Origin of the sequence: Kitasatospora sp. NPDC018058 (assembly GCF_044327205.1) — a bacterium.
Taxonomy (GTDB): domain Bacteria; phylum Actinomycetota; class Actinomycetes; order Streptomycetales; family Streptomycetaceae; genus Kitasatospora.
On sequence record NZ_JBIRFA010000012.1, the window covers coordinates 111735 to 134910 of the forward strand.

27 protein-coding genes are annotated in these 23176 nt (G+C 72.3%); 6 read left to right on the plus strand and 21 right to left on the minus strand.

Annotation, left to right across the window (positions count from 1 at the left end; translation table 11 throughout):
- Positions 1-196 precede the first annotated feature (196 nt).
- Together ACH4E7_RS18890 and ACH4E7_RS18895 are read left to right on the plus strand one after the other, a co-directional pair.
- The gene (locus ACH4E7_RS18890; protein ID WP_396250154.1) at positions 197-382 is read left to right on the plus strand and encodes a transcription termination/antitermination protein NusG; all 186 of its coding nucleotides are present in this window, start codon (positions 197-199) and stop codon (positions 380-382) included.
- Between the two features lie 63 nt (positions 383-445).
- Positions 446-1003 (plus strand): hypothetical protein, encoded by a 558-nt coding sequence (locus ACH4E7_RS18895; protein WP_396250155.1) that lies wholly within the window; start codon positions 446-448, stop codon positions 1001-1003.
- Between the two features lie 39 nt (positions 1004-1042).
- Here ACH4E7_RS18895 and ACH4E7_RS18900 read toward each other — a convergent pair whose 3' ends face one another.
- Together ACH4E7_RS18900 and ACH4E7_RS18905 are read right to left on the minus strand one after the other, a co-directional pair.
- Entirely contained in the window at positions 1043-1537 is a 495-nt protein-coding gene (locus tag ACH4E7_RS18900) for an N-acetyltransferase (protein WP_396250156.1), read from the minus strand.
- 66 nt (positions 1538-1603) lie between these two features.
- Entirely contained in the window at positions 1604-2326 is a 723-nt protein-coding gene (locus ACH4E7_RS18905; RefSeq protein WP_396250157.1) for an SMI1/KNR4 family protein, read from the minus strand.
- Positions 2327-2540: 214 nt separating this feature from the next.
- On the opposite strand from ACH4E7_RS18905, the gene ACH4E7_RS18910 reads away from it, so the two are divergent.
- Entirely contained in the window at positions 2541-2951 is a 411-nt protein-coding gene (locus ACH4E7_RS18910; RefSeq protein WP_396250158.1) for a VOC family protein, read from the plus strand.
- A 4-nt stretch (positions 2952-2955) separates the two neighbouring features.
- Here ACH4E7_RS18910 and ACH4E7_RS18915 read toward each other — a convergent pair whose 3' ends face one another.
- A complete protein-coding gene (locus tag ACH4E7_RS18915; protein ID WP_396250159.1) occupies positions 2956-3222 on the minus strand; it encodes a hypothetical protein in 267 nt (88 codons plus the stop codon).
- Positions 3219-3941 carry a DUF6193 family natural product biosynthesis protein gene (locus ACH4E7_RS18920; RefSeq protein WP_396250160.1) on the minus strand — a complete coding sequence of 241 codons (723 nt, stop codon included), beginning with the start codon at positions 3939-3941 and terminating at the stop codon, positions 3219-3221. Before ACH4E7_RS18920 ends, ACH4E7_RS18915 begins: the two co-directional genes overlap by 4 nt.
- 189 nt (positions 3942-4130) lie before the next feature.
- Here ACH4E7_RS18920 and ACH4E7_RS18925 point away from each other — a divergent pair, with 189 nt between their 5' ends.
- Both ACH4E7_RS18925 and ACH4E7_RS18930 read left to right on the plus strand, forming a co-directional pair.
- Complete coding sequence (locus tag ACH4E7_RS18925) at positions 4131-4529, plus strand: hypothetical protein (protein ID WP_396250161.1); 399 nt, start codon at positions 4131-4133, stop codon at positions 4527-4529.
- Between the two features lie 126 nt (positions 4530-4655).
- Positions 4656-5855, plus strand: a complete 1200-nt coding sequence (locus ACH4E7_RS18930; RefSeq protein WP_396250162.1) for a serine hydrolase domain-containing protein — start codon at positions 4656-4658, stop codon at positions 5853-5855.
- A 39-nt stretch (positions 5856-5894) separates the two neighbouring features.
- On the opposite strand, the gene ACH4E7_RS18935 is transcribed toward ACH4E7_RS18930, so the two are convergent.
- The 13 genes from ACH4E7_RS18935 to ACH4E7_RS18995 form a co-directional block, all read right to left on the minus strand.
- Complete coding sequence (locus tag ACH4E7_RS18935) at positions 5895-6353, minus strand: hypothetical protein (protein ID WP_396250163.1); 459 nt, start codon at positions 6351-6353, stop codon at positions 5895-5897.
- 47 nt (positions 6354-6400) lie between these two features.
- Positions 6401-6988, minus strand: a complete 588-nt coding sequence (locus ACH4E7_RS18940) for a hypothetical protein (RefSeq protein WP_396250164.1) — start codon at positions 6986-6988, stop codon at positions 6401-6403.
- Between the two features lie 141 nt (positions 6989-7129).
- Positions 7130-7717, minus strand: coding sequence for a hypothetical protein (locus ACH4E7_RS18945; protein WP_396250165.1), 588 nt, complete (start codon positions 7715-7717; stop codon positions 7130-7132).
- 127 nt (positions 7718-7844) lie between these two features.
- The gene (locus tag ACH4E7_RS18950; protein WP_396250166.1) at positions 7845-8612 is read right to left on the minus strand and encodes an ABC transporter permease; all 768 of its coding nucleotides are present in this window, start codon (positions 8610-8612) and stop codon (positions 7845-7847) included.
- Between the two features lie 103 nt (positions 8613-8715).
- Positions 8716-9642, minus strand: a complete 927-nt coding sequence (locus tag ACH4E7_RS18955) for an ATP-binding cassette domain-containing protein (protein WP_396250167.1) — start codon at positions 9640-9642, stop codon at positions 8716-8718.
- On the minus strand, positions 9642-10481 hold the full coding sequence (locus ACH4E7_RS18960; RefSeq protein ID WP_396250168.1) for a DUF4097 family beta strand repeat-containing protein: 840 nt from the start codon (positions 10479-10481) through the stop codon (positions 9642-9644). The genes ACH4E7_RS18955 and ACH4E7_RS18960 overlap by 1 nt, the downstream gene beginning before the upstream one ends.
- A gap of 93 nt (positions 10482-10574) precedes the next feature.
- The gene (locus tag ACH4E7_RS18965; protein WP_396250169.1) at positions 10575-11144 is read right to left on the minus strand and encodes a toxin-antitoxin system HicB family antitoxin; all 570 of its coding nucleotides are present in this window, start codon (positions 11142-11144) and stop codon (positions 10575-10577) included.
- A gap of 210 nt (positions 11145-11354) precedes the next feature.
- Positions 11355-12491, minus strand: a complete 1137-nt coding sequence (locus ACH4E7_RS18970; RefSeq protein WP_396250170.1) for an adenosine deaminase — start codon at positions 12489-12491, stop codon at positions 11355-11357.
- A 51-nt stretch (positions 12492-12542) separates the two neighbouring features.
- On the minus strand, positions 12543-13838 hold the full coding sequence (locus ACH4E7_RS18975; protein ID WP_396250171.1) for a DUF445 domain-containing protein: 1296 nt from the start codon (positions 13836-13838) through the stop codon (positions 12543-12545).
- A gap of 103 nt (positions 13839-13941) precedes the next feature.
- Complete coding sequence (locus tag ACH4E7_RS18980; protein ID WP_396250172.1) at positions 13942-15168, minus strand: glycosyltransferase family 2 protein; 1227 nt, start codon at positions 15166-15168, stop codon at positions 13942-13944.
- Between the two features lie 151 nt (positions 15169-15319).
- The gene (locus tag ACH4E7_RS18985; protein WP_396250173.1) at positions 15320-16279 is read right to left on the minus strand and encodes an ATP-binding cassette domain-containing protein; all 960 of its coding nucleotides are present in this window, start codon (positions 16277-16279) and stop codon (positions 15320-15322) included.
- A gap of 28 nt (positions 16280-16307) precedes the next feature.
- On the minus strand, positions 16308-17135 hold the full coding sequence (locus tag ACH4E7_RS18990) for an ABC transporter permease (protein ID WP_396250174.1): 828 nt from the start codon (positions 17133-17135) through the stop codon (positions 16308-16310).
- Positions 17128-18009: an ABC transporter permease gene (locus tag ACH4E7_RS18995; RefSeq protein ID WP_396250175.1), complete on the minus strand. Its 882-nt coding sequence runs from the start codon at positions 18007-18009 to the stop codon at positions 17128-17130. Before ACH4E7_RS18995 ends, ACH4E7_RS18990 begins: the two co-directional genes overlap by 8 nt.
- A 283-nt stretch (positions 18010-18292) precedes the next feature.
- Between ACH4E7_RS18995 and ACH4E7_RS19000 the strand changes: the two genes are divergently transcribed.
- Complete coding sequence (locus tag ACH4E7_RS19000) at positions 18293-20623, plus strand: transglycosylase domain-containing protein (protein ID WP_396250176.1); 2331 nt, start codon at positions 18293-18295, stop codon at positions 20621-20623.
- 21 nt (positions 20624-20644) lie between these two features.
- On the opposite strand, the gene ACH4E7_RS19005 is transcribed toward ACH4E7_RS19000, so the two are convergent.
- The 4 genes from ACH4E7_RS19005 to ACH4E7_RS19020 form a co-directional block, all read right to left on the minus strand.
- Complete coding sequence (locus ACH4E7_RS19005) at positions 20645-21826, minus strand: winged helix DNA-binding domain-containing protein (protein ID WP_396250177.1); 1182 nt, start codon at positions 21824-21826, stop codon at positions 20645-20647.
- 118 nt (positions 21827-21944) lie between these two features.
- The gene (locus tag ACH4E7_RS19010; protein WP_396250178.1) at positions 21945-22259 is read right to left on the minus strand and encodes a hypothetical protein; all 315 of its coding nucleotides are present in this window, start codon (positions 22257-22259) and stop codon (positions 21945-21947) included.
- Between the two features lie 2 nt (positions 22260-22261).
- Positions 22262-22564 (minus strand): co-chaperone GroES, encoded by a 303-nt coding sequence (locus ACH4E7_RS19015; RefSeq protein ID WP_079136310.1) that lies wholly within the window; start codon positions 22562-22564, stop codon positions 22262-22264.
- Positions 22565-22749: 185 nt separating this feature from the next.
- The gene (locus tag ACH4E7_RS19020) at positions 22750-23088 is read right to left on the minus strand and encodes a DUF3618 domain-containing protein (RefSeq protein WP_396250179.1); all 339 of its coding nucleotides are present in this window, start codon (positions 23086-23088) and stop codon (positions 22750-22752) included.
- Between the last annotated feature and the right edge of the window lie 88 nt (positions 23089-23176).

Consider the following 23176-nt stretch of genomic DNA (forward strand, 5'->3'; position numbering starts at 1 on the left):
TTGAGCTGCTAATATTCTTCCTGTCGCGAGGGAGAGTGATTCCTCGTCAGGCGTCAGCGGTGCTACCAGAGCACGTCCTACTTTCAGTAGGAAGAGTCCGTGCGACCCGGGCCTGGCGCTCCATTGTCGGACGGGGTCCGGTACCTACTCAGGTACCGGACCCCGTTCGCGTTCGCGGCCGGGGGAAGGAAACGGCATGCCACACGCGGCAGGTCTGCGGATCGGTGATGACGTACGGGTCACCGGCGGGCCGTTCACGGATTTCACCGGGCCCGCGGTGGCCCTCGACCCCGACCGGGGACGCGTGCAGCTGACCGTGGACATCCTCGGCGACATCCACACGATCGACATCCCCCGGTCGGATGTGGTCCGGGTCGGCTGACCCCCGCCCCTCCGCCCGAAAACCGTTACCGGGCAAGGGCCCTGCTCGGCCAGCATGGCGGCCATGACGAGCGAGACCGGCCCTGGATCACTGGGCCTCTGCGTGGTGGCCAACGTCGCACGGGAGACCGGCCACGGCGGCGGCGGAACGGAGATCCGCACCGGGCTGCGGCACTTCGCCCCCGGGGCCAAGGTGTGGGTCGGCCCCCTCCGGTGGGACAACGGCAGCCCGAGCGTGCCCGTCGTCGGCAGGCACCGGGGCAACAGCCGCCGCTACATCTCGATCGTCGTCCCGCGTCGGCACCTGGAGAGCTTCCGGGTCCGCGCCGTCTACAGCCCCGCCCTGCTGAAGGCGCTCGGCGGCGGACCGCTCTGGACGGCGGAGCACGCGGAGAGCTACGTGCGGTACTGGGGCACGCCGAGGCTGGAGACGCAGATCGAGGTCGAGGGTGAGGACTTCACCCGCTGGGCCCCGCCGGTGACGGATCCTCCGCCGATGGAGCTGGAGTTCGAGGGCGCGACGTACCACCTGGCCCACTTCAACGGCAGCCGCGCCCGCTACTCGCCGCTGCCGCCGCCCGCGGAGCCGTCTCCGCCGCCGATCGGACAGGCCGACGTCTGAGAGCTCACCGCGCCGCCCCCAGACGTCGGAACCGGAGGATCAGACCGCCGGCAGCGCCTTCCAGTCCTGCCAGGAGATGTCGCGTCCCAGGTAACGCGGCCGCTGGAACGGCCAGTCGGCGGCGACCCACTGCGGCACCAGGGCGTCCAACGCCTGCTCCACCTCGCCGCCGACCAGCTCGTCCACCACCCACCACGAGAGTTCGCCGTCCGCGCCGGTCCGCTCCGGCGGGTCGATGTAGACGCAGCCGAGGATCGCGGTCTCGGCGCGGTCGAGCAGGACGAAGTTGAAGGACTGGTGGGCGGCGATCTCCCGCTCGTGCCGCGCCAGGTCGATCCGGTTCGCCTCGAAGGTCATCGTCTCCGCGGGCCAGCCCCAGGCCGGGCCGAAGATGCCCCACAGGCGCTCACGGGAGCCCATCACCGCCGGATAGTCGAGGGCTGCGTCGGCCTCCGTGATCGGACGCAGGTGGTAGTCACCGCTGAGCAGGGGGACGTGGACGGGGTGGACGAAGTCATCAGGCAGCCAGGTCATGGCGTCGAGGCTAACCAAGGACGGGCGGCGGGATCCTGGCATTTTCACGGCCCCGGGCCGACGCGGTCACCCGGCCGCGGCAGGGGCGCCGGCCACCTGCCGCTCGCTCTCCTCCAGCCAACCGAGGTACCACCGGGTGAAGGTCACCGGCTCGCCGCGCACGTCGAGCAGTGGGGCGAGGTCCTCGTCGTCCACCCGGTCGTCGGACCAGATCCGGCCCCGCTCGGGGCCGCTCAGGATCAGCCACTGCCGGGCGGCGCAGCCGAGATGGGAGATCACGACGGCGCCCGCCGTGCGCTCCGGGGCGAACATCACCGGCACCCAGCGTTCGTCCCAGGCCTCGACGGCGTCGTCGAACTCCTCGATCTCCTCGAAGTCCTCCTCCTCCGGACGCTCCGCGAGCAGCGCCCGCACCAGTTCTGGGTCCGGGCCCTGCCGGGGGAACGGCTCGGCCAGCCGGGACAGGTCGGCCAGGTCCGCGCCGTCGCCCTCCCAGCGCCAGCGGCCCTGCACCTTGCGCACCGGGAACACCCCGTGCGCCGGACCGGCGCCGCCCGCGCCGACGTGCAGCAGGAACTGCCGGTACTCCTCGGGCAGTTCAGCACCGGTGCGTGCTTCGAACTCGGCCAGCTCGGCGGCCGTCAGCGGCTCGTCCAGCCGGAACCGGTGCCCGCTCGAACCGAACACCACCACGCTGCGCGGATCGGCGGCCAGCGCACCCACCCGCTCCCGTACGCCCGCCCACGTCGCGTCCCCGGTTTCCTGCCGCGTGTCCTCTCGTTCGACCATGGGCACGCAGCCTAGACGGAAGACCGGACATCGATCCCTGTTGAGCCGGGGGCCGGTCAGGCCGACGTCTGCTCGGCACCGAGGACTACGACCAGCGCCCGATGGCACCCGGCTCCGTGATCTCTAGGCTCGCAGCCATCGCCGATCACGGACCCACGCCCCATCGCCCCGTCCGCCCCATCGCCCCATCGCCCCATCGCAAGGAAGTAGCACCATGCCGGCTGACGCCACCGCTCACATCCGCATCGCCCGCCCCTCGCGCGACCTCCGCGCGGCGGAGGACTTCTGGATCTCGGGGCTCGGGCTCGACGTCCTCTACCGGCACGAGACGGACGGCACCCCCGGCGAGCACTCCCTGCTCATGGCCGGCTGGCCCGATGCCGCCTGGCACCTGGAGCTCGTCCACGACCCCGCCGCGCCGATCGAGCCGCGGCCGACCGCCGAGGACCTCCTGGTCGTCTACCTCGGCGAGCCGGTGCCGGACTCCCTGGTCGAGCGGCTCGAACAGCACGGCGGCAAGCGGGTCCCCGCCCACAACCCGTACTGGGACACCTGGGGCGTGACCGTCCAGGACCCGGACGGCTATCTGCTGGTGCTGTCCACCCGCTCCTGGTCCAACGCGTAGGCCCTCACCGGGCGCGACGGCGGCGCAGTTCTCCCAGCCACTCCCGCACCTGCTCGTCGTCGTGCAGGTACGGGCCCTCGGGGCCGACGGGCAGATCGATGCCGTAGAGGAGGCCCAGCGCCCAGAGGGAGAGCGCGTCCCAGCCGAGGTCGTCGTCCAGCAGCCAGCGGCCGGCCCAGCGGTCGGCCTCGTCCCGGCTCACCCGGCCCTCGGCCACGGCGGCGAACCACCGCTCGATCTCGTCCAGGTCGGGCTGGTCGGTGCCGCTCATCCGTCCTCCTCGCTGCCGGCCACGGCGGGGCCGAGGTCGGCCGGGAGGTGGGCGACGGCCAGCGCGACGGCCTCCTGCGCCGTCGCGGCCTCAGCGATCAGGCCCTCGTGCGGGAACCGCTGCACCCGGTAGGGGCGGCCGTTGTGGGCGGGGACGATCGCGACCGCCGCCCTGGACGGGACGCCGGTGTGGCCACGGAAGCCGAGCACCCAATGGCTGGAGAAGGGGTACAGCTGCCGCAGTCTCGGTTCGGCGTGGGCGGCCTCCACCAGCAGGCCGAACTCGGTGAACTCCGGCTCTTCGGCGGCCTCTTCGCGGATCCGCCGCCACTGCACCCCGACCGCTGCGGCGGGCCCGCGCTCGTGGGCCTCGGCGAGTTCCGTGAACTCCAGGAAGGGCAGTCGGTCGCGCAACTCCCGCAGGCTGTCGCCGCTCCCCCAGGCCACTGCGGCCCGAACGATGTCCCGGAGTTCGGTCGCGCCTCCCGTGATCATCTGGACGCCTCGGCTCCACCCCGTCACGCCGAACCAGCGCTGCTCGGCCCCGATGTGGACGTGGAGCGGCTTGCGTTCGGGGACCGCGGCCGCGATGGCCGCCGAGGTGTCGCCCCAGTTTCCGGGCAGCACGGTGAGGTCCACGGCCAGCTCGGCGGCCGTCCGCTCCAGCGCGGCGGCGAGGGTGCCGGCGGCGAGCAGCTCGGGGTAGAGGTCAGGCTTCACCGCCACAGTCTGGCGATACGACTTCCGTAAATCCAGAAAACGGCTTGATCCCATCGCTCCCGCATGAACCCGACGCAGGCCGGTTTTCCGCTACCGAGGGCAGGGGTAGGGCCGAGACGTTCGCACTCCGACCATCCCCATGTCCGATGCGGAGGCGAATCTTTGAGATTTTCACGGAAAGGACTTCACATGAACAGGATCGTCCGTAACGCCCTCGCGACCGTCGTGATGACGGGCGCCCTCACCGCCGCCGTCGCCCCCGTCGCCATGGCCGCCGAGCAGACCCGCTCGGTGGCCGGGATCCAGGCCCAGGTCCGCAACCCGAAGACGGTCAAGGCCGACGCGTACAACCAGGCCCGCAGCATCCTGGCCAACGCCGGCAGCCAGACCGCCGCCAAGTCCCACCCGATCCACGGCAAGAACGATGTCCCGGTCTCCTACGGCACCAGCCTGCTCGCCTCCGCGCGCGACGAGTTCCGGGCCGCGGACAAGAAGCTGCCGCCGAAGGACAAGAAGTCCGACATGTCGATCGCGCACTACAACGCCATCCACAGCGCGGCCAAGACCATGGGCATCGACACCTGGTGACAACCCCGGCCTGACGACGACCCCGGTCTCCTCCGAACGGGGCCCGGCTCTCCTTCAGAAGACGGAGAGCCGGGCCCTTCGTCGGGAGGAGGACCGCCGGTGGCCGCCGATGCGAGCGTGACGGGCATGACCACAACTCATCCGTCCCGCCACCGAATCAGCGCGCGGATCGGCGTACGGGTCGCCGCTGCCGCACTCGCCACCGCCACCGTCGCCACGCTCGCGCCCAGCGCCGCGGCCGCCACCCCGGTCGTCCCGCCGCAGGGCTCGGCCGACTTACGGCCCGAGCTGAAGTCCATGGTCGAGCAGGGCGTCAGCACGGCCGCGTTCGCGGAGATCCGCGACCACGGCCGGGTCACCTGGCGCGGCGCGGCCGGCACCGCCGACCTGGACACCGGCCGACCGGCACGCGCCGACGGGCGGTTCAGGATCGCCAGCGTCACCAAGACCTTCGTCTCCACCGTCACCCTCCAGCTGGTCGGCGAAGGGCGGATCGAGCTGGACGACCCGATCGAGCACTACCTGCCCGGCACCGTACCCAACGGCGACCACATCACCGTCCGACAACTCCTCAACCACACCAGCGGGCTGCACAACTACCTGGACGACCCGCACGTCCGCTCCACCACCGAGGCGGGCAACCGGGAGTTCCTCGCCACCGGACGCTGGATCGCGTACACGCCGGAACAGCTGCTGGCCATCGGCACCGCCATGCCGCCCTACTTCGCGCCCGGGCAGGACTGGCACTACTCCAACACCAACTACGTCGTGATCGGCATGCTCATCGAGCAGGTCACCGGCCGCAGTTGGCGGGAGGAGGTGACCGACCGGATCATCCGGCCGCTGGGACTGCGCCACACCTCCCTGCCCGACTCCTCCACGGCGATCCCCGGACCCCACGCGCACGGCTACTTCAAGTTCCCCGAGGGCCCGGGGGACGTCACCCGGCTCTCCCCGACCATCGCGGACGCGGCCGGCGCCGGGATCTCCACCACCGACGACCTCAACCGCTTCCACGAGGCGCTGTTCGGCGGCCGGCTGCTCGCCCCGGCGCAGCTCGCCGAGATGACCACCACGGTGCCGGTCCCCGGCGGCAACGGGGGCGAGTACGGGCTCGGCGTGATCCGCGAAAACCTCTCCTGCGGCCAGGTCTGGGGGCACACCGGCGACATCCCGGGCTACTCGACCGCCGTGCTCGGCACGCGGGACGGCAGCCGGCAGGTCACGCTGTCGTACAACGAGTACGACAAGAGCGACTCCGGTAAGTCCGACCGGCTCTACCAGGCCGTCCTGGAGAAGGCGCTCTGCGGCAAGGCCTCCGGCTGACGGTCGACGGGCTCCGCACGCCCGGGCGGCTCACCGGGCTCACTGGGCGCGCGGGGCCCTCCGGGCTTCCCGGCCCGCATGACCGAACAGGCCGAACCGGCCGAACGCGCCGAACGCGCGGTGGAGCGGGGCCGCCGTAGCGAAGACGAAGAGCCCGAAGAGGGTCATCACCGGCAGGCCGACGAACCGGAGGTAGTCCAGCGGGTGGTGGACGAGGCCGTCCCAGTTCCCCCACCAGTTCGCGAGCAGGTCGGCGACCATGATGCCCGCACCGAGGAGCGGACCCGCCGGACGCGCCCGGGCGACCCAGACGGCGGCGAGCGGGTCGAGGACCAGCAGGGCGTGGAAGAGCAGTTGGCTCGGCAGCGGCCAGGAGTGGAAGGCGTGCAGGCCGCCCGTGAACACGTCGTAGGCGTGCGCGCCGGTCCCTTCGAGGAACCCGATCACGTACACCGCTGCCACCCACCGCGCCCAGCGCGGCTGCGTCCCCCATCGCATGGCACCACTCTAGGCCGCGGCCGCCGACGGGCCGGGGCCGCCGGGCTCTACCGCGTCGCCACCCGGGGCTCGCTCAGGCTGCCGTCCGGGCGGACGTCGAAGACCGTGAGCGCCTTCCGCCCCGTCACCGTGATCTGGTCCGGCCCGGACCAGTCGACGCGGACGAAGTCGTCGGCACTGGTGTCCCAGACGCCCATGCTCCAGTGACGGGCGGACCAGCCGCTGCCGGCCACCACCTCCACCCGGTAGACCGGGTCGATCGAGAAGGCGACGTTGGTGACGGTCAGCACCCGGTCCTGGCGGTTCGGACTCACGAACCGGTCGACCCGCCCGCCGTAGCCGCCGAACACATACGTCATCACCGCGAGCGGCAGCCCGAGGCAGACGAGCGCCGCCAAGCCGCCCGCGAAGCCGACCTGCGACCGCCTGGTGCGGACTTCGCGCTCGACCACCAGCGAGGCCACGACCAGCACGACCGCCGTCCCGACCAGCAGCACCGGGCGGTCGAGCCGCCGCTCGACCTCCACCAGCCCGCCCGACCGGGAGGCGTGCCGGCCCGCCAGGTACGCCAGGAGCGCTGACAGCGCGACGCCTCTGAGCCACCACGCGATCCGCTTGCGGCGCCTCGCCGCCATCCGTCCCCCCGGGTGCCTTTTGCCGATCTTTGGCGCGGACTTTACTACAGGGGAACTGTGACGGCTCGGACGGCAGTTGTGCCACCGCAGGTCAGTGCCCGTGGCCGACCGACAGCCGACGACCCTAGGGCCTGTCAGCGACTATCGGGGCCGCACCGAGGAGTCGCCCAGGCGGCCGTCCGGGGTCACGGTGAAGACCGCGATCTGGTGCTCCGTGGTCACCGTGATCCGGTCCTGCGCGCTCCACTCGGCACGTTGGAGGTAGTCGTGCTCGCCGTCCCAGGCGCCCAGGTTCCAGTGGCGGGCGGACCAGCCGCTGCCGGTCAGCAGCTGGACGCGGTAGACCGGGTCGATCGAGAAGGCGACGTTGGTAACGGTCAACACCCGGTCCGGATGGTCCGGGTGGACCTTCCGCTCCACCGACGGCTCGGAGATGACGGAGACCGACGACGCGACCGTACCGATCATCCCCGCGACGACGAACGGCGCCAGGACGGCCGCGAAGCCGATCTGCGACCACCTGGCGCGGAACTCGAACTCGGCCACCGCCGAGACCACCAGCATCACCACCGCCGCGCCGCCCAGCAGCACCGGATGGTTGAGCCACTGCTCGACCTCCACCAGCCCGCCCGACCGGGAGGCGTGCCAGCCCGCCAGGTACGCCAGGAGCGCCGCGGCCGCCCCGCCCCTGAGCCACCACGCGATCTGCTCGCGGCGCCTCGCCGTCATCCGTCCCCCCGGGCGGTCTTTTGCCGATCCTTGGCGCGGACTTTACTACGACGGTCCGTCACCACCACGGCCCGGGCGGCGGGTTGTCCCACCGCCCGGGCCTGGTGCGCTACCGGCCGTACCCCCGTCACCGCCGGTAGAAGACCCTCCGCGACCAGAGGTAGCCGACCAGCGTGAGGCCGGTGCACCAGGCGAGGGCACTCCAGCCGCTGGTGCCGATCTCGGTACCCATCAGCAGGCCGCGCAGGGTCTCGATGATGGGGGTGAAGGGCTGGTACTCGGCGAACCACCGCAGCACGGTGGGCATCGAGTCCGGCGGGACGATCGCGCTGCCGATGAACGGCAGGAACGTCAGCGGCAGCGGCGTGTTGCTCGCGCTCTCCGGTGTCTTCGACACCAGTCCGATCCCCGCCGATATCCAGGTCAGCGCCAGGGTGACGAAGAGCAGCAGCCCCGCGGCCGCGAGCCACTCCACCGGGCCGGCGCTCGACCGGAACCCCATCGCGAAGGCTGCGGCGATCACGAACACCAGCGCGACCACCGTCTGGATCACACTGCCGACCACGTGCCCGGCCAGGAACGCCGACCGTGATACCGACATCGTCCGGAACCGGTTGACGATCCCCTCCGTCATGTCGACGCACACGCCCACCGCGGTGGCGACCGATCCCGCCGTCGCCGCCATCAGCACGATCCCCGGCGTCACGTAGTCGATGTAGCTCCCGCCGCCGATGCCGGCCCCCAGCGCGCCCCCGAAGGCGTAGTTGAAGAGCAGCAGCATCATCACCGGCATGACCACGACGGAGAAGGTCATCGCCGGATACCGCTGCGCCCGCTTGAGGTTGCGCCGCAGCATGGTCAGCGAGTCGCTGACCACATAGGTCGTCGCGCTCATGCGCACCTCTCGATGATTCGCTCGGCGCGGGCGTTCGCCCACGCGCACCTCTCGATGACTCGCTCTCCCCCAGCCTTCGGCCGGGGGTACCCCCATCGCTCGCTCATCGCGCACCCTTCCCGGTCAGTGTGAGGAACACGTCGTCCAGATCGGCCGTCTCCACGACCAGCGACTCCGCTTGCACGGACGCGTTGTCCAGCGCGTCCAGCACGGCCTTCACGGTGAGGACGGAGTTGTCCCCCGGGATGTCCAGCACCAGGGCCTCGGCGTCGGCCGTGGCGTAGTCGAACAGTGTGGCGGCGACGCCCAGCCGGGCGGCGTCGGCGAACTGGAGCCGGATCCGCCCGCCGGGGACGATCCGCTTCAGCTCGTCGGCGGTGCCCTCGGCGACGATCCGGCCGCCGTCCAGGACGGCTATCCGGTCGGCGAGTTGGTCGGCCTCGTCCAGGTACTGGGTGGTGAGGAAGATCGTCACCCCGCGGTCGGCGACCAGCCCCCGGATGATCTCCCACATGGTGCGCCGGCTGCGCGGGTCCAGCCCGGTGGTCGGCTCGTCCAGGAAGATCACCTGGGGGTCGCCGACCAGCGTCATCGCCAGGTCGAGCTTGCGCCGCATGCCGCCGGAGAAGGTGGCGACGGGCTTGCGCGCGGCCTCGGCGAGGTCGAAACGGCTCAGCAGGTCCTCGGCTCGCCTCCGCCCCTCCCGACGGCGGAGGTGATTGAGGTCTGCCATCAGCATCAGGTTCTCCTCGGCGGTGAGCAGGTTGTCCACCGCCGAGAACTGGCCGGTCACCCCGATCGCCTTCCGCACGCCGTCGGCCTGTCGGACCACGTCGTGCCCGGCCACCTGGGCCGAGCCGCCGTCCGCCGGGATCAGGGTGGAGAGGATCTGCACGGTGGTGGTCTTGCCGGCGCCGTTCGGCCCGAGCAGGGCGAAGACGCTGCCGGCCGGGATGGACAGGTCGATGCCCCTGAGCACCGCCTTGTCCTCATAGGACTTGGTCAGCCCTACCGCGGAGATCGCCGCCATCAGGCCCTCCGGATGGTGACGCTGCCGACCTGGGTGTTGGCGCGGACCTCGACGGTCTCCCGGGCGTCTCCCGGGCCCTCCGCCTGGCCGAGGCTGTTGCGGACACCGCCGAACTTGCTGTGCACGTCGAGCCAGGCCGCCGTGCCCTCCGCGATGCCGACCTCCAAGTCCCCCACGGCGGTCTGCAGGGAGACCTTGCCGCGGACCACCTGGCCGAGCCGGATGTGGCCGTTCGCCGACTTGGCGTCCACGCTCGCCTCGGCGAGGCCGACGTGGATCCGGCCGTTGGAGGAGTTGGCGGTCAACTCGCCGTGCACCTCGTCGATCTCGGTGTCGCCGTTGTTGTTCTTGACCGTCAGCGAGCCGCCGACGGAGCCGACCTCGATCCGGCCGCCGCCGGTCACCTCGGCGTCCCCGGCGACCGTGCCGATCCGGACGTCCCCCATATCGGTCTTGAGCCGCACGCTGTCGGCCCGGTCGACCTGGATCCGGCCCATGGACGTCTTCAGCCGGCAGTCGCCGAGTGGGCCCTCGGTGACGAAGTCCGCCATCGGGGAGTCGGCGTGCACCTCGGAGCCGGAGGGCAGCTCGACCAGGATCTCAATCGAGCCCTTCTTGTTGGAGAACACGGTGCGCTGCTTGGGGCCCTTGAGGGTGAGCCGGCCGCCGGAGAAGTCGACCTGGGTCAGCTCGGCGGCCTTGACGTCCGCGTCCCTGGCCGCGTTGGCGGGCCGGACCTCGATCACCGCGTCGGTGCGCTTGCCGGCGCGGATCCACACCGTGCCGATCTCGAACTCAAGGGAGGCGGAGATCGGTCCGTCGGTCTCATACGTAGGCATGGCTGTCCCGTCCTCTTGACTCGTGTAGGTGTTCCCGCTGGTCGGAGCGGGGGTGACGTTGAAGGTGCGGAAGGTGGCGCGGCTGCGGAAGTGTCAGTGGACCCAGCCGGTGAAGCCCTGGCCGCCGGCACTGCGCGAAGTCCGGGTGCCGAGGCCGGAGGCCGGGCGGGCGGCGGGCCGGCCGCCCTCCAGCGCGCCGGCGACGGCCCGGACCAGCCAGGCGTTAAGGGAGAGGCCCTCCTGTCCGGCGGCCTCCTCCGCCCGGGCCTTGAGGTGCGCGGGCAGGCGCAGGTTGATCCGGGCGGTGCCCGACTCGTCCGACTCCGACACCGACGGCAGCGCGGCCGGCGCCACGGGTGGCACCACCGGAGCCACCGGCGGCACCACGGGCGGCACGTCGCCGTGGAAGGCGCCGGAGCCGGGCGGCGCGGTCACCACGAACTCGGGGTCGAGCCCGCGCAACCGCACGTCCACCGAGCCCGGGGCGAGGTCCCGGGTGACTTCACCCATGGCGGCCGAGAGTGCGTTGAGCAGGGTGAGCCGCACGGCCGACTCCAGCGGGAGCGTCAGCCGGTCGGCCAGCGCCCGGGCTTCCTCCCCGCCGGTGGCGGCGGCCACCGCCAGCTCGTTCCGGAGGTTTTCGACGTACGGCGTGAGGTCCATGGCTCAAGCATGGCACAGAGGTGGTGCCATGTCGAGCCATTCATGGCGCCACTTTGGCGTCACACTCGGGAGCCGCTGATGCCGCCGCCCCGGAAGCACCCGGCCCACCCGGCACCACCCCGCGCGGCCCGGCACCGGGAACGCGGGAACGGCGCCGGAAACGGAACCGCCCCGCCGGCCGAAGCCGACGGGGCGGTCACAGGGGAGGGGTCAGCGCTGCCAGCCCGCCAGGTAGGCGTCGATCTCACCGGTCAGCCGCGCCTTGCCGGCCTGGTCCAGGAAGGAGGCCTCGACCGCGTTGCGCGCCAGCGCCGCCACCCCGGTCTCGTCCAGCCCCAGCAGCCGCGCCGCCACCGCGTACTCGGTGTTGAGGTCGGTGCCGAACATCGGCGGGTCGTCGCTGTTGACGGTCACCAGCAGCCCGGAGTCCACCATCTGCTTGATCGGGTGCTCCTCCATCCGCTCCACCGCCCGGGTGGCGATGTTGGAGGTCGGGCAGACCTCCAGCGCGATGCGGTGCTCGCCCAGGTGGTCGAGCAGTGCCGGGTCCTTCACCGCCTGGGTGCCGTGCCCGATGCGCTCGGCACCGAGCTCGCGGATCGCGTCCCAGACCGTCTGCGGCCCGGTGGTCTCGCCCGCGTGCGGGACGGAGTGCAGGCCGGCCGCCCGCGCCCGGTCGAAGTACGGCTTGAACTGCGGCCGCGGCACGCCGATCTCCGGGCCGCCCAGGCCGAAGCTGACCAGGCCCTCGGGGGCCAGCTCGGTGGCCAGCCGGGCGGTCACCTCGGCCGACTCCAGGCCGGCCTCGCCCGGGATGTCGAAGCACCAGCGCAGCACCACGCCGAGTTCCTTCTCGGCGCGCAGCCGGGCGTCCTCGATCGCCTCCATGAAGGCGACGTCGGGGATCCCGCGCTTGACCGAGGAGTACGGGGTGATGGTCAGCTCGGCGTACCGGATGTTCTGGCGGGCCATGTCCTCGGCCACGCCGTAGGTGAGCGCGCGGACGTCCTCGGCGTCACGGACGAGGTCCACGACGCTCAGGTAGACCTCGATGAAGTGGGCGAAGTCGGTGAAGGTGAAGTACTCGGCGAGCGCGGCCGGGTCGGTCGGCACCTTGGACTGGCCCCGGTGGCGGGCGGCCAGGTCGGCGACGACCCGCGGCGAGGCCGAGCCGACGTGGTGGACGTGCAGTTCCGCCTTGGGCATCCCGGCGATGAACGCCTCGATGCTCCGGTCAGCGGTGTTACCGGTGGGGTTTCCGATCCGACTTCCGTCCGGCTGGACCACGGTGGTTCCCTTCTTCCTTCTCCGCGCCTTCTCCGCGCCTTCTACGCGCGTATCGCGCATGTGGGCCCAGGATAGGCCCAAGTCGCTGCGGCCGACCGGGGACGTCGGGGATCACCCCCCGAGCGCGACCGCCACGGTGTGGATCAGCAGCCCGGCCAGGGCGCCGACCACCGTGCCGTTGATCCGGATGAACTGCAGGTCACGCCCGACGTTGGCCTCGATCTTGCGGGAGGCGTCGTCGGCGTCCCAGCTCGCCACCGTCTCGGAGATCAGCGAGGTGATCTCGGTCCGGTAGGTGTCGACCAGGTACTGGGCGGCGTCCTGCAGCCACCCGTCCACCTTGGCCTGCAGCTTGGCATCGGTGGCCAGGCGCTCGCCGAAGCGGCGCACGCCGTCGCGGATGCGCCGGCGCAGTTCGCTGTCCTCGTCCTCGGCCGCGCTCACCACCAGGGTGCGCACGGCCGCCCAGGTGGAGTTGATCAGGTCCTGCACCTCGGGGCGGGCCAGCAGCTCGCCCTTGGCCCGCTCGACCCGGGCGATGGTCTCCGGGTCGGTCTGCAGCTCGGCGGCGAAGTCGACGAGGAAGTTGTCGATCGCGCCGCGGGCCGGGTGGTCCGGGTCGTCCCGGATGTCGGTGACGAAGCGCAGCAACTCCTTGTAGACCCGCTCGCCGACCTGGTGGTCGATGAACTTCGGCGTCCAGCCCGGGGTCTTCTGGGAGACCTTCCGGACCACGTCCTCGTGGTTGGCGACCAGCCAGCCGTGCGCCCGGACGGCCACCAGGTCGACCACGCCGTGGTGCCCGCCGTCCGCGACCACCTTGCCCAGCATCCGGCCCATCGGCTCGGCCACCGAGGTGGCGGCGGCCCGCCGGGTGACCGCCTCGGCGACCACCGCCTGCACGTCGTCGTCGCGCAGCACCGCGAGCACCCCGCGCAGCGCCGCCGAGGCCTCCTTGGTGACCCGCTCGGCGCTGCCCGGCGCGGCCAGCCACTCCCCCAGCCGGCGGCCGATGCCGAGCGCGGCGAGCCGGCCGCGCACCACGTGGCCGGAGAGGAAGTTCTCGCCGACGAAGTCGCCGAGCGAGCGCCCGAAGGCGTCCTTCTTGGTCGGGATGATCGCGGTGTGCGGGATCGGCAGTCCGAACGGGCGGCGGAACAGCGCCGTCACCGCGAACCAGTCGGCCAGCGCGCCGACCATGCCCGCCTCGGCGGCGGCCGCCACGTACCCGGCCCAGGCGCCGGCGCCGTCCGCCTTGGCCCAGGTGGCGAGGGCGAAGACCAGGCTCGCGAAGGCCAGCAGGCCGGTCGCGATGGTCTTCATCCGGCGGACGCCGCGTCTCTTCTGCTCGTCGGCCGCGGTGAACCGGACCCCGGGGCCGGTCCTGCTGAAGGCTTCGTCACTCACCCCGCCAGTCTGCCCGTTGCCCGGCGCGGACGGGGGCGTGCCTCGCGATCACGCGCTCCGGACCCCGGCGATCACGCGCTCCTGGACCTGGGCGACCGCCCGCTCAGCCTTGCCCCCCGTTCACCGAGTCGGCGAGCCGACGCCACAGCGGCGAGCGCCGCAGCCCGCGCCGCAGCTGCTCCGGGACGATCCCCCGCCACAGCTGCTGGGCCAGGTTGAGCCGCGGCGCGGCCTCGACCAGTGGCTCCTCGCGCAGCAGGAACAGCCCGTCCGACAGGCCGAGCCGGGTGTCCCGGAAGGCCGGGTAACCCGCGTAGCGCCGCCGCCCGTCCGCCACCACCGGCGGTTCGCCGTGCGCGGCCTCGTAGCGGATCTGGCCGCGCAGCGCCTGCGGCCTTACGGCGGCGGCGAGTTCGAGCCGCACCCGGGCGGCGACCGGCAGCCGGTGGTACACCGCGCGGGCGTCGAACAGCTCGATCATCCGGCCGACCTCCTCGCACACCCGCCGCTGCAGCCCGTCGTCCAGCAGCAGGAAGCCGTCCTGGAACAGCCGGGGCACGTCCCAGGCGAAGCTGCGGGCCAGAATGGCGTCCAACTCCTCGCCCGGTGCGGCCAGTTCGACCGCCATCTGCTGCAGCGCGAAGATCCCGCGCAGCCGGTCCAGCACCCCGGCCCGCTCCGTGACGTCGCCCGGGTCCTCGCGCGGCACCAGGAAGCAGCAGTCGTAGTCGGCGAGCACGGACACCCGGCGCGCCCGCAGACAGGCCTCCAGGGCGAACGGCTGTTCCGAGAAGACCTTCAGCCCCTCGTTGCGGCGCAGCCCGTGGCGCCGGATGAAGTCGAGCCGGAACAGCTTGGTGTCGGACAGCACCCAGGCCAGCGCCGAGTCGGTGAAGCCCACCGACTCGGCGTTGGCGTGGAAGATGCCCTGCGGCACCAGCCGCCCGTTCACCCCGACCTGCTTGGGCACCACCACGTCCGAGCCCCAGTCGTCGGCGGCCGCGACCAGCCGCTCCAGCGCCTCCGGGCCGAGCTGGTCGTGGGCGCCGAGGAACAGCACGTAGCGGCCGCGGGCCAGCGCCAGGCCGCGGTTGCAGGGGGCCGCCGGGCCGCCGGAGTCGGGCTGGTGCACCACCCGGAACAGCCCGGGGCGGCGGGCGGCGTACTCGTCCGACAGCGCTTCGCCGCCGTCCGTGGAACCGTCGTCGACGACCACCACCTCCAACCGCCCCGGCGCCAGGGACTGCCCGACCAGCGAGTCCAGGCAGGCGGTGAGGTGCGGCATGGCGTTGCGGACCGCGACCACCACGGTCACGTCGGGTACGGACATCGGGCGGCGGGCCTCCGGTGCGCGGTTCGGCGAGGGTTGCACCGGTCAACTCGGCAGCCCGCCGGGGAGTCACGTGCCCTCCCCGGACGGGTGACGGGCCCGAACGCGCGCCCGAGGAAGCGGGATCAGCCGATCGCGACCTCGGCGCACATCAGCCGAACGCGACCTCGGCGTACATCCGCGCGATCACGTCCTCGATGGCCGGCTCGCGCACCGACAGGTCCGCCAGCGGGTACCGCGCCGCGACCGCCGCCACGATCGGCGCCGCGCTCTCCTGCGCCGGGAAGGCCAGCCACTGCCGCGGCCCCTCGACCTTGACCACCCGCGCCCCGGCCACCTCGATCGGCGGCCGGGCCTCGGCGAGGTCGACCACCAGCGTGCGCTCGCTGCGGCCGGTGGTGTGCAACCCGTCCAGCCCGCCGTCGTAGACCACCCGGCCGTGGTCGATCACCATCACCCGGCCGCAGAGCTGCTCGATGTCGGTCAGGTCGTGGGTGGTGAGCAGCACCGTGGTGCCCCGGTCGCGGTTGACCTCGCGCAGGAACTCGCGCACCTTGCCCTTGCTGACCACGTCCAGGCCGATGGTCGGCTCGTCCAGGTAGAGCACCTGGGGGTCGTGCAGCAGCGCCGCCGCGAGGTCGCCGCGCATGCGCTGGCCGAGCGAGAGCTGCCGTACGGGTGTGTCCAACAAGCCTTCCAGGTCGAGCAGTTCGACGCAGCGGCCGAGGTTCTCGCGGTACCGCCGGTCGGGGATGCGGTAGATCCGGCGGGCGAGTTCGAAGGAGTCGCGCAGCGGGAGGTCCCACCACAGGGTGGTGCGCTGGCCGAAGACGACGCCGATCCGGCGGGCCAGCGCGACGCGTTCGCGGGCCGGGTCGACCCCGGCGACGCGCAGCCGTCCGGCGCTGGGGACGAGGATGCCGGTGAGCATCTTGATGGTGGTCGACTTGCCGGCGCCGTTGGGCCCGATGTATCCGACGCACTCGCCGGCCTCGACGGTGAAGCTCAGCCCGTCCACCGCGCGCACCTCGCGCTTGGTCCGGCTGAACCGGCCGGTGCGGGCCCGCACGGTGAAGGTGCGGTGGACGTCCTGGAGTTCGATCAGTGCCACGGTGATTCCTTACGAGGGGTACGGGTGTTCAGCTGCCGGTGCCGCGGTAGGCGCGCAGTCCGGCGCGCCAGGCGAGCCCGGCGGCGGCGACGCACAGCGCGGCGGCGACCGGGGAGGCGTACTGGAAGGCGGTGGGCAGGCCGAGCGGGTCGGGCCGGCCGAGGATGCGCAGGGAGGGCAGCCAGTTGACGAAGGCCAGCGGTACGCCGAAGACCACCCCGGCGACCAGTTCCTTGGCGAAGATGGTCGGCGGGTAGTGCAGCAGGGTCGCGCCGCCGTAGGTGAAGGAGTTCTGGATCTCCTTGGACTCGCCCCACCAGAACTGGACGGTGGCGCCGCCGATGTAGATCGCGCCGAAGATGACGCTGCCGCACACCAGCAGGACGGGCACCAGCAGCACCCGGTCCCAGGTCCAGTGGACGTCCAGGGCGGCCAGCGACCAGACCAGCACCACCGCGGCCTGGAGCGGGCGGCCGAGCCGGCGCAGGCTGAAGCGTTCGGCGCACAGCTGGGAGAGCGCGGGCGCGGGGCGGATCAGCATGGTGTCCAGCGAGCCGTTCATGATCCGCACGCCGAGGCCGTCGGCCGAGCCGACCAGCAGGTTGGCCATGCCGAGGGAGAAGGTCGCGGTGGCGTAGAGGAAGGCGATCTCCGGCAGCCTCCAGCCGCCGAGTTCGTCGGTGTGCCGAAACATGATCACCAGCACGACGAAGTCGAGCGAGTGGGTGACCAGGCTGGCCAGCAGGTTCAGCAGGAAGGAGGCCCGGTAGGCCATCATCGAGCGCATCCACATCCGGGCGCAGAGCCACCAGGAGCGGACCGCCCAGGAGGTGCGGGCGACCAGCGGCTCAGCCACCCTGCACCACCACCCTGCGGGTCGCCAGCCACTGCGCGCCCCGCCCGGCGGCGAGCAGCGCGACCGCCCAGCCGAGCTGGAAGCCGAGCGCCCCGAGCAGCCCGGTGCCGCTCGCGCGCTCCAGGAAGACGTCGGTCGGCACCTTGATCAGCGCGGCCCAGGGCATCGCCCGGCCGAGGTCGCCGAGCCAGCCGGGGAAGAGCGCGATCGGCAGCAGCATCCCGGAGAAGAACATCGAGACCACCAGCATCACCGCGCGCACCCCCTCCGAGTCGTGCAGCCAGAAGCCGGTGATCGAGACCAGGAACCGCAGCCCGAAGCTGACCAGCAGCGCGAGCAGCACCGAGAGCAGGAAGAACACCCAGGTCAGCGGCTGCTCGGGCAACCGGCTGCGGAACACCAGCGCGCCGACCAGCATCGGCACGGTGCCGCGGATCAGCGCTTGGAAGGCGGCCCGGCCGAGGTCGGTGGCCAGCCACCAGCCCTGGAAGTCGACCGGGCGGTAGAGGTCGACGGCGATGTCGCCGGAGCGGAAGCGGTCCTGGACGTCGTCCTGGAAGCCGCCGCCCCAGACCGCGATCGTGACCAGCAGGCCCTGGCTGACCCAGATGTAGGTGACGGCCTGGCTCTGGTCGTAGCCGCCGAGGCCGGGGCGGGCCTGCCAGAGGGCCAGGAAGGAGGAGGCGAGGATGATGCCGAAGACGGTGTTGGTGAAGGTGCCGGCCAGGGTGGCGGCCCGGTAGGTGGAGTAGCGGCGGAAGGCGCCGCGGGCGACGGCGGCGTAGAGCCCGAGGGAAGCCGCGGTGTGGCGGACGAGGGGAACCGCGGGACCGGTATCCGGGGGCCTCGCCCCCACAGTGGCAGGATTCTGCATATTGTCTCCTTGTCGACAAATACGGGCAGACAGCTGCCCGCACGCGCGTCGGCGCACGCTCCAACGGCTCCGACCGGCCGTACCCGGGGGTGCCGGGCCAGGCGGGCGGAGCTGCCAGAAGCAGGTGCGCTATATGGTTTGCACCTTTCACCGTACCGCCGGGCCCCCCGCCCCACACCCGAATTTCCGACGTACCCCGGGACGCACGACCCGACCAACGCAACCGCGCAGTTCAGGCACCCTGCGGCCACTGATCTGACGTCAAATAGCAGATAATCTCGCCATGACCTTGAGCACCCGACGCCAGGCCAAACGGGCCGCCCGCCGCGAGGCCCGCCGCGCCCTCCCCCTCTGGCGCCGGCTCCTGCCCACCTGGCGGGTCACCCTCGGCACCCTCACCGCGCTGCTCCTGCTCGCCGTCGGCGCCTTCGCCGTGCTCTACGTCATCGTCCCGGTGCCCGACCCCAACGCCCACGCCGTCGCCCAGAACAACATCTACCTCTACTCCGACGGCACCACCGAGATCGCCCGCACCGGCGCGGTCAACCGCACCGACGTCACCATCGACCAGATCCCGCTGCAGACCCAGCAGGCCGTCGTCTCCGCCGAGGACCGCACCTTCTACCAGAACCGCGGCATCGATCTGAAGGGCATGCTCCGGGCCGGCTGGAACACCCTGCTCGGCAAGGGCATGCAGGGCGGCTCCACCATCACCCAGCAGTACGTCAAGAACTACTACCTGACCCAGGACCAGACCTTCGAGCGCAAGGGCCGCGAACTCTTCATCGCCCTCAAGGTCGACCAGCAGCGCGACAAGAAGGACATCCTCGCCGGATACCTCAACAGCAGCTACTTCGGCCGCGGCGCCTACGGCATCCAGAGCGCCGCCCACGCCTACTACGGCGTCGACGTCTCCGGGCTCACCCTCGGCCAGGGCGCCTACCTCGCCTCCCTGCTCCAGGCCCCCAGCCTCTACGACGTCAAGACCGCCACCCCCGCCAACCGCGAGAAGGCCATAGCCCGCTGGAACTACGCCCTCGACGGCATGGTCCAACTCGGCTTCCTCACCCAGGCCGACCGCGCCGCCACCACCTTCCCCGACCCGATCGACCCCCAGCCCGCCACCGGCCTCTCCGGCCAGGCCGGCTACCTGGTCGGCGTCGCCGACGACTACCTGATCTCCTCCGGCATCATCGACGCCCCCACCCTCAAGGCCGGCGGCTGGCGGATCACCACCACCTTCGAGAAGCCCAGGCAGGACGCCTTCGTCAAAGCCGTCCAGGACGAACTCACCGACGAACTCGACCCCAAGGCCCGCCCCACCACCGACACCGACATCCGGGTCGCCGGCGCCTCCGTCGACCCCGCCACCGGCCGCGTCGTCGCCGTCTACGGCGGCCCCGACTACGCCAAACAGCCCTACAACGACGCGCTGCGCCAGGACAACCAGATCGGCTCCACCTTCAAACCGGTCGACCTCGCCGCCGGCCTGATCGCCCAGCACACCCTGGACGGCCGCCCGATCACCACCGAGAGCCGCTACGACGGCAGCAGCGAACGCCCCGTCACCGGCGGCCCCACCCCCTACGCGCCGCCCAACGAGGACGACGTCGACTACGGCAACATCACCCTGCGCTACGCCATGGTCAAGTCCGTCAACTCCGTGTACGCCCAGGAGGGCGTGGACGCCGGACTCACCCGCGTCCGGGAGACCGCCGTCAAACTCGGCATCCCCGACAGCGTCCGCGGCATGGACCCGGCCAACACCTCGATGACCCTCGGCACCGCCACCCCCAGCGCCCTCGACCTGGCCGGCGCCTACGCCACCTTCGCCAACCACGGCGAGGCCCACACCCCGTGGTCCGTCCTCAAACTCGAACGCGTCAACCCCGGCGGCGCCGTCGACGTCCCCAAGATGCCCGACCACAAGGCCACCACCGCCATGGACCGCAGCATCGCCGACTCCGTCACCGACGTCCTGCGCGACGTCGTCAGCCCCCGCGGCACCGGCGCCGCCGCCCTCGACCTGAACCGCCCCGCCGCCGGCAAGACCGGCACCACCGACTCCAACCTCTCCGCCTGGTTCGCCGGCTTCACCCCCGAACTCACCACCACCGTCGGCCTGTTCCGGGAGAACCCGAAGAGCCACGCCAAGGAGCCGCTGGCCGGCACCGCCGGCCTCACCCGGATCAACGGCGGCGCCTTCCCCACCAAGATCTGGACCGACTACATGACCGCCGCCCTGAACGGCACCGCCACCCAGCAGTTCGACCTGCAGACCGGCCGCACCAACCCGGACCCCGGCAACTGGACCCCCACCGGCACCCCCGGCAGCACTCCCCCGAGCACCGGCCCCACCCCCGGCAACGCCACCGCCACCACCGGCGCCCCCGCGCCGACCACCCACACCCACGCCCCCAGCGCGCCGCCCGCCACCACCGGCGCCCCCGCGCCCAACCCGGCCGCCCCCAGCCCCCAGAACCCGCAGCCCACCCCCAGCCCGGAACAGCCCAGCCCCACCGCCCGGCCCACCCAGACCCGGCCGACCAAGCCCACCAGCCAGCCCACCGGCACCACCGGGCCCACCAACTCGGCCACGACACCGGCGCAGTGAGCTACCGGCCGACCCGGTGAGCTAGCCCTTCGCGACCAGCTCCCGCTCCAGCGGCGTACGGAACCGCGGCGTCACCCGCACCTCCCCCAACCAGCCCGCCAACCGCTCCGCCTCCGCCGCCACCGCCCGCTCGGCCTCCACCCCGACGTCCCGGAACAACCGCCACACCAGCCCGCCGTCCGCCCGCTGCGCCCAGCCGCCCACCACCTCGCCGCACCACCACACCGTCGGCCCGGCGTTGCCGGCCCGGTCGAACAGCGCCGGCACGTCCTCGGGCCGCAGGTACCAGTCCCGCCCGCGCCAACCCATCACCGCCGGGTCCAGTGCCGGCAGCAGCGCCGCCCAGGGCTCCGGCGCCGCCGTCGGCACGTCGTCCCCCGGCAGCACCAGCGCCGCCGAGCCGTCCGCCAGCGCCACGTCCCGCGCCCCGACGTCCGCCAGCGCCTTACGGACGTCCCCCAGAGTCCAGCCCGTCCACCACTTCACGTCCTCGACCGTCGCCGGACCGTACGCCGCCAGCCAGCGCCGCACCACCTCCGCCTTCGCCTCCCGCACCGGCACGTCCGGCCACTGCGGCACCAGCGCCCACGGATAGCTGCTGCTCAGCCAGGAGCCGCGCGGCCGGCAGCGGCGCACATGCCCGTCCGAGGCCAACAGCCGCAGCAGCCGGCTGCCCACGCTCTGCCGGTTCTCGTACGGCTTCCCCGCCGACATCAGCATGCTCTCGCGCAACTGCGGCACATCATCGCCGAGTTGCTTGGTCGTCGCCTCGCCACGCCGCGCCAGCGCGGCCAGCACCTCGCGCTCCGTCTCCGCCAACCGCGCCTCGTCCCAGCCCTCGGCGTGGTCCCGCAGGTGCTTGAGCAACGTCGCCCGCTCCTTCACCGCGATCGCCCGCGCCGCCGCCGAACTCACGTACGGGGCGAAGCCCTCCGTCACCGCGAAGATCGTCCGCCGCATCGACAGCAGCTTCACCAGCGAGACGTCCCCGTACAGCGCCCGGTCCACCTCCGCCGCCGAGGGCGCGGCCAGCCGCGCACAGGCCGACAGGTACACCGTGGCCGCGTCCGTCGCATGCAGCCCGACCACCGCGTCGGCCACATCCTCCACCCGCGCCGCCCGCCCCGAGGGCGCCAACAGCTGCCGCCGCCCCAACCGGGCCCGCCGCTCCGCATCACCGATCGCCGGCACCGCCTTGCTCATGCCCGGACCCTAGCGCCCACCACCGACGATCCGGCGCCCATCAGCGGCCCGGGAAAGGGAAGCTCCGGACGACGACGGCGGGCGGCCCCGGAGCCCGATGAGGGCGCTGGACCGTGGTTCAGTCGACCGGTCGCAACCGGTCCACCACCGTCCAGCGCGGGCCGAGCTCCTCGCGCAGCGCGGCCAGCGCGGCACGGGCCCGGGCGTTGAAGCGCTCCTTCTCGTCCTGCGACCAGGGCGACGGGCCGCCCGGGTCGTCCCAGTCGATCACGGACTGGTACCACTCCGACAGCTCGTCCACCTCGGCCGCCAGCGCGGCACTGATCGGCAGCCGGTCCAGCTCGGCCGGGTAGCCGTACGGGCTCTCCACGTCGTCCGGCCACAGCGCCGTGCCGACGACCCCCGCCTCGAAGAAGTACCGCAGACGCTCCATGGTCAGAGGTACAGCCCGGTCGAGCCCTCGGTGTCCCCGAAACGGGTCGCGGCGACGGCGTGCAGGTCGCGCTCGCGCAGCAGCACGTAGGTGGCGCCGCGGACCTCGACCTCCAGCTTGTCCTCCGGGTCGTACAGGACGCGGTCACCGGGCTCCACCGAGCGCACGCTCTGGCCGACCGCCACGGCCTCGGCCCAGGTACAGCGCTTGGACAGCTCCGCGGTCGCCGGGATCAGGATGCCGCCGGTCGAGCGGCGCTCGCCCTCGCTGCCCTCGATGCGCACCAGCACGCGGTCGTGCAGCATCCGGATCGGCAGCTTCTCGCCCAGCCGGTCGTGCCGCGCGGGCTCGTGCTCCTGGTCGGAGCGGGTCGCTTCGTCGTTCGTACTCACGGTCCCGAAGGTACCGCTCCCGGGCGCGGAGCGTGACGTCAGCCCGGCATACGGAAGGCCGGGTGCCCGTGGGCGCCCGGCCGTTCCACCACCACCGCTCAGCCCTTGCGGCGCCGGCGGGAGGAGGCGATCAGCAGCACCAGGCCCACACCGACCAGCGCGGCCGGGACGACCCGCTCCTTGCGCGGCTGGCCCTTCTCGTCCACGAACTGCGCCCGGACCTTCTCCACCAGGCCGTTCGCGGCCACGTACGCCCGGCCCGCCTTCTCCTCGACGGAGGCCATCGCCTTGGCCTTGACCTGGGCGGAGATGGTGCTCGGGTGGATCCGCACGGCCAGCTCGTCCAGGGTCTCCGCCAGCCGGCCGCGGGTACGCTCGATGTCCGCCTCGATCTGGACGGCCGTCCGCTGCGGCTTGTCCTGACTCGCCTCGCCCACTCGGGCCACCCCATTCACTTGCCGATGTAGTCCTGGTCGTCCTGTGCGACCGACCCAGTTTGTCAGCTGGCAAGCAAGGCCGCGCGGC

What these genes read in the sequence shown, in the direction of transcription:
- ACH4E7_RS18890 (WP_396250154.1), top strand. Translation starts at nt 197, where the DNA reads ATGCCACACGCGGCAGGTCTGCGGATCGGTGATGACGTACGGGTCACC.
- ACH4E7_RS18895 (WP_396250155.1), top strand. Translation starts at nt 446, where the DNA reads ATGACGAGCGAGACCGGCCCTGGATCACTGGGCCTCTGCGTGGTGGCC.
- ACH4E7_RS18900 (WP_396250156.1), bottom strand. Translation starts at nt 1,537, where the DNA reads ATGACCTGGCTGCCTGATGACTTCGTCCACCCCGTCCACGTCCCCCTG.
- ACH4E7_RS18905 (WP_396250157.1), bottom strand. Translation starts at nt 2,326, where the DNA reads ATGGTCGAACGAGAGGACACGCGGCAGGAAACCGGGGACGCGACGTGG.
- ACH4E7_RS18910 (WP_396250158.1), top strand. Translation starts at nt 2,541, where the DNA reads ATGCCGGCTGACGCCACCGCTCACATCCGCATCGCCCGCCCCTCGCGC.
- ACH4E7_RS18915 (WP_396250159.1), bottom strand. Translation starts at nt 3,222, where the DNA reads ATGAGCGGCACCGACCAGCCCGACCTGGACGAGATCGAGCGGTGGTTC.
- ACH4E7_RS18925 (WP_396250161.1), top strand. Translation starts at nt 4,131, where the DNA reads ATGAACAGGATCGTCCGTAACGCCCTCGCGACCGTCGTGATGACGGGC.
- ACH4E7_RS18930 (WP_396250162.1), top strand. Translation starts at nt 4,656, where the DNA reads ATGACCACAACTCATCCGTCCCGCCACCGAATCAGCGCGCGGATCGGC.
- ACH4E7_RS18935 (WP_396250163.1), bottom strand. Translation starts at nt 6,353, where the DNA reads ATGCGATGGGGGACGCAGCCGCGCTGGGCGCGGTGGGTGGCAGCGGTG.
- ACH4E7_RS18940 (WP_396250164.1), bottom strand. Translation starts at nt 6,988, where the DNA reads ATGGCGGCGAGGCGCCGCAAGCGGATCGCGTGGTGGCTCAGAGGCGTC.
- ACH4E7_RS18945 (WP_396250165.1), bottom strand. Translation starts at nt 7,717, where the DNA reads ATGACGGCGAGGCGCCGCGAGCAGATCGCGTGGTGGCTCAGGGGCGGG.
- ACH4E7_RS18950 (WP_396250166.1), bottom strand. Translation starts at nt 8,612, where the DNA reads ATGAGCGCGACGACCTATGTGGTCAGCGACTCGCTGACCATGCTGCGG.
- ACH4E7_RS18955 (WP_396250167.1), bottom strand. Translation starts at nt 9,642, where the DNA reads ATGGCGGCGATCTCCGCGGTAGGGCTGACCAAGTCCTATGAGGACAAG.
- ACH4E7_RS18960 (WP_396250168.1), bottom strand. Translation starts at nt 10,481, where the DNA reads ATGCCTACGTATGAGACCGACGGACCGATCTCCGCCTCCCTTGAGTTC.
- ACH4E7_RS18965 (WP_396250169.1), bottom strand. Translation starts at nt 11,144, where the DNA reads ATGGACCTCACGCCGTACGTCGAAAACCTCCGGAACGAGCTGGCGGTG.
- ACH4E7_RS18970 (WP_396250170.1), bottom strand. Translation starts at nt 12,491, where the DNA reads ATGCGCGATACGCGCGTAGAAGGCGCGGAGAAGGCGCGGAGAAGGAAG.
- ACH4E7_RS18980 (WP_396250172.1), bottom strand. Translation starts at nt 15,168, where the DNA reads ATGTCCGTACCCGACGTGACCGTGGTGGTCGCGGTCCGCAACGCCATG.
- ACH4E7_RS18995 (WP_396250175.1), bottom strand. Translation starts at nt 18,009, where the DNA reads ATGCAGAATCCTGCCACTGTGGGGGCGAGGCCCCCGGATACCGGTCCC.
- ACH4E7_RS19000 (WP_396250176.1), top strand. Translation starts at nt 18,293, where the DNA reads ATGACCTTGAGCACCCGACGCCAGGCCAAACGGGCCGCCCGCCGCGAG.
- ACH4E7_RS19005 (WP_396250177.1), bottom strand. Translation starts at nt 21,826, where the DNA reads ATGAGCAAGGCGGTGCCGGCGATCGGTGATGCGGAGCGGCGGGCCCGG.
- ACH4E7_RS19010 (WP_396250178.1), bottom strand. Translation starts at nt 22,259, where the DNA reads ATGGAGCGTCTGCGGTACTTCTTCGAGGCGGGGGTCGTCGGCACGGCG.
- ACH4E7_RS19015 (WP_079136310.1), bottom strand. Translation starts at nt 22,564, where the DNA reads ATGCTGCACGACCGCGTGCTGGTGCGCATCGAGGGCAGCGAGGGCGAG.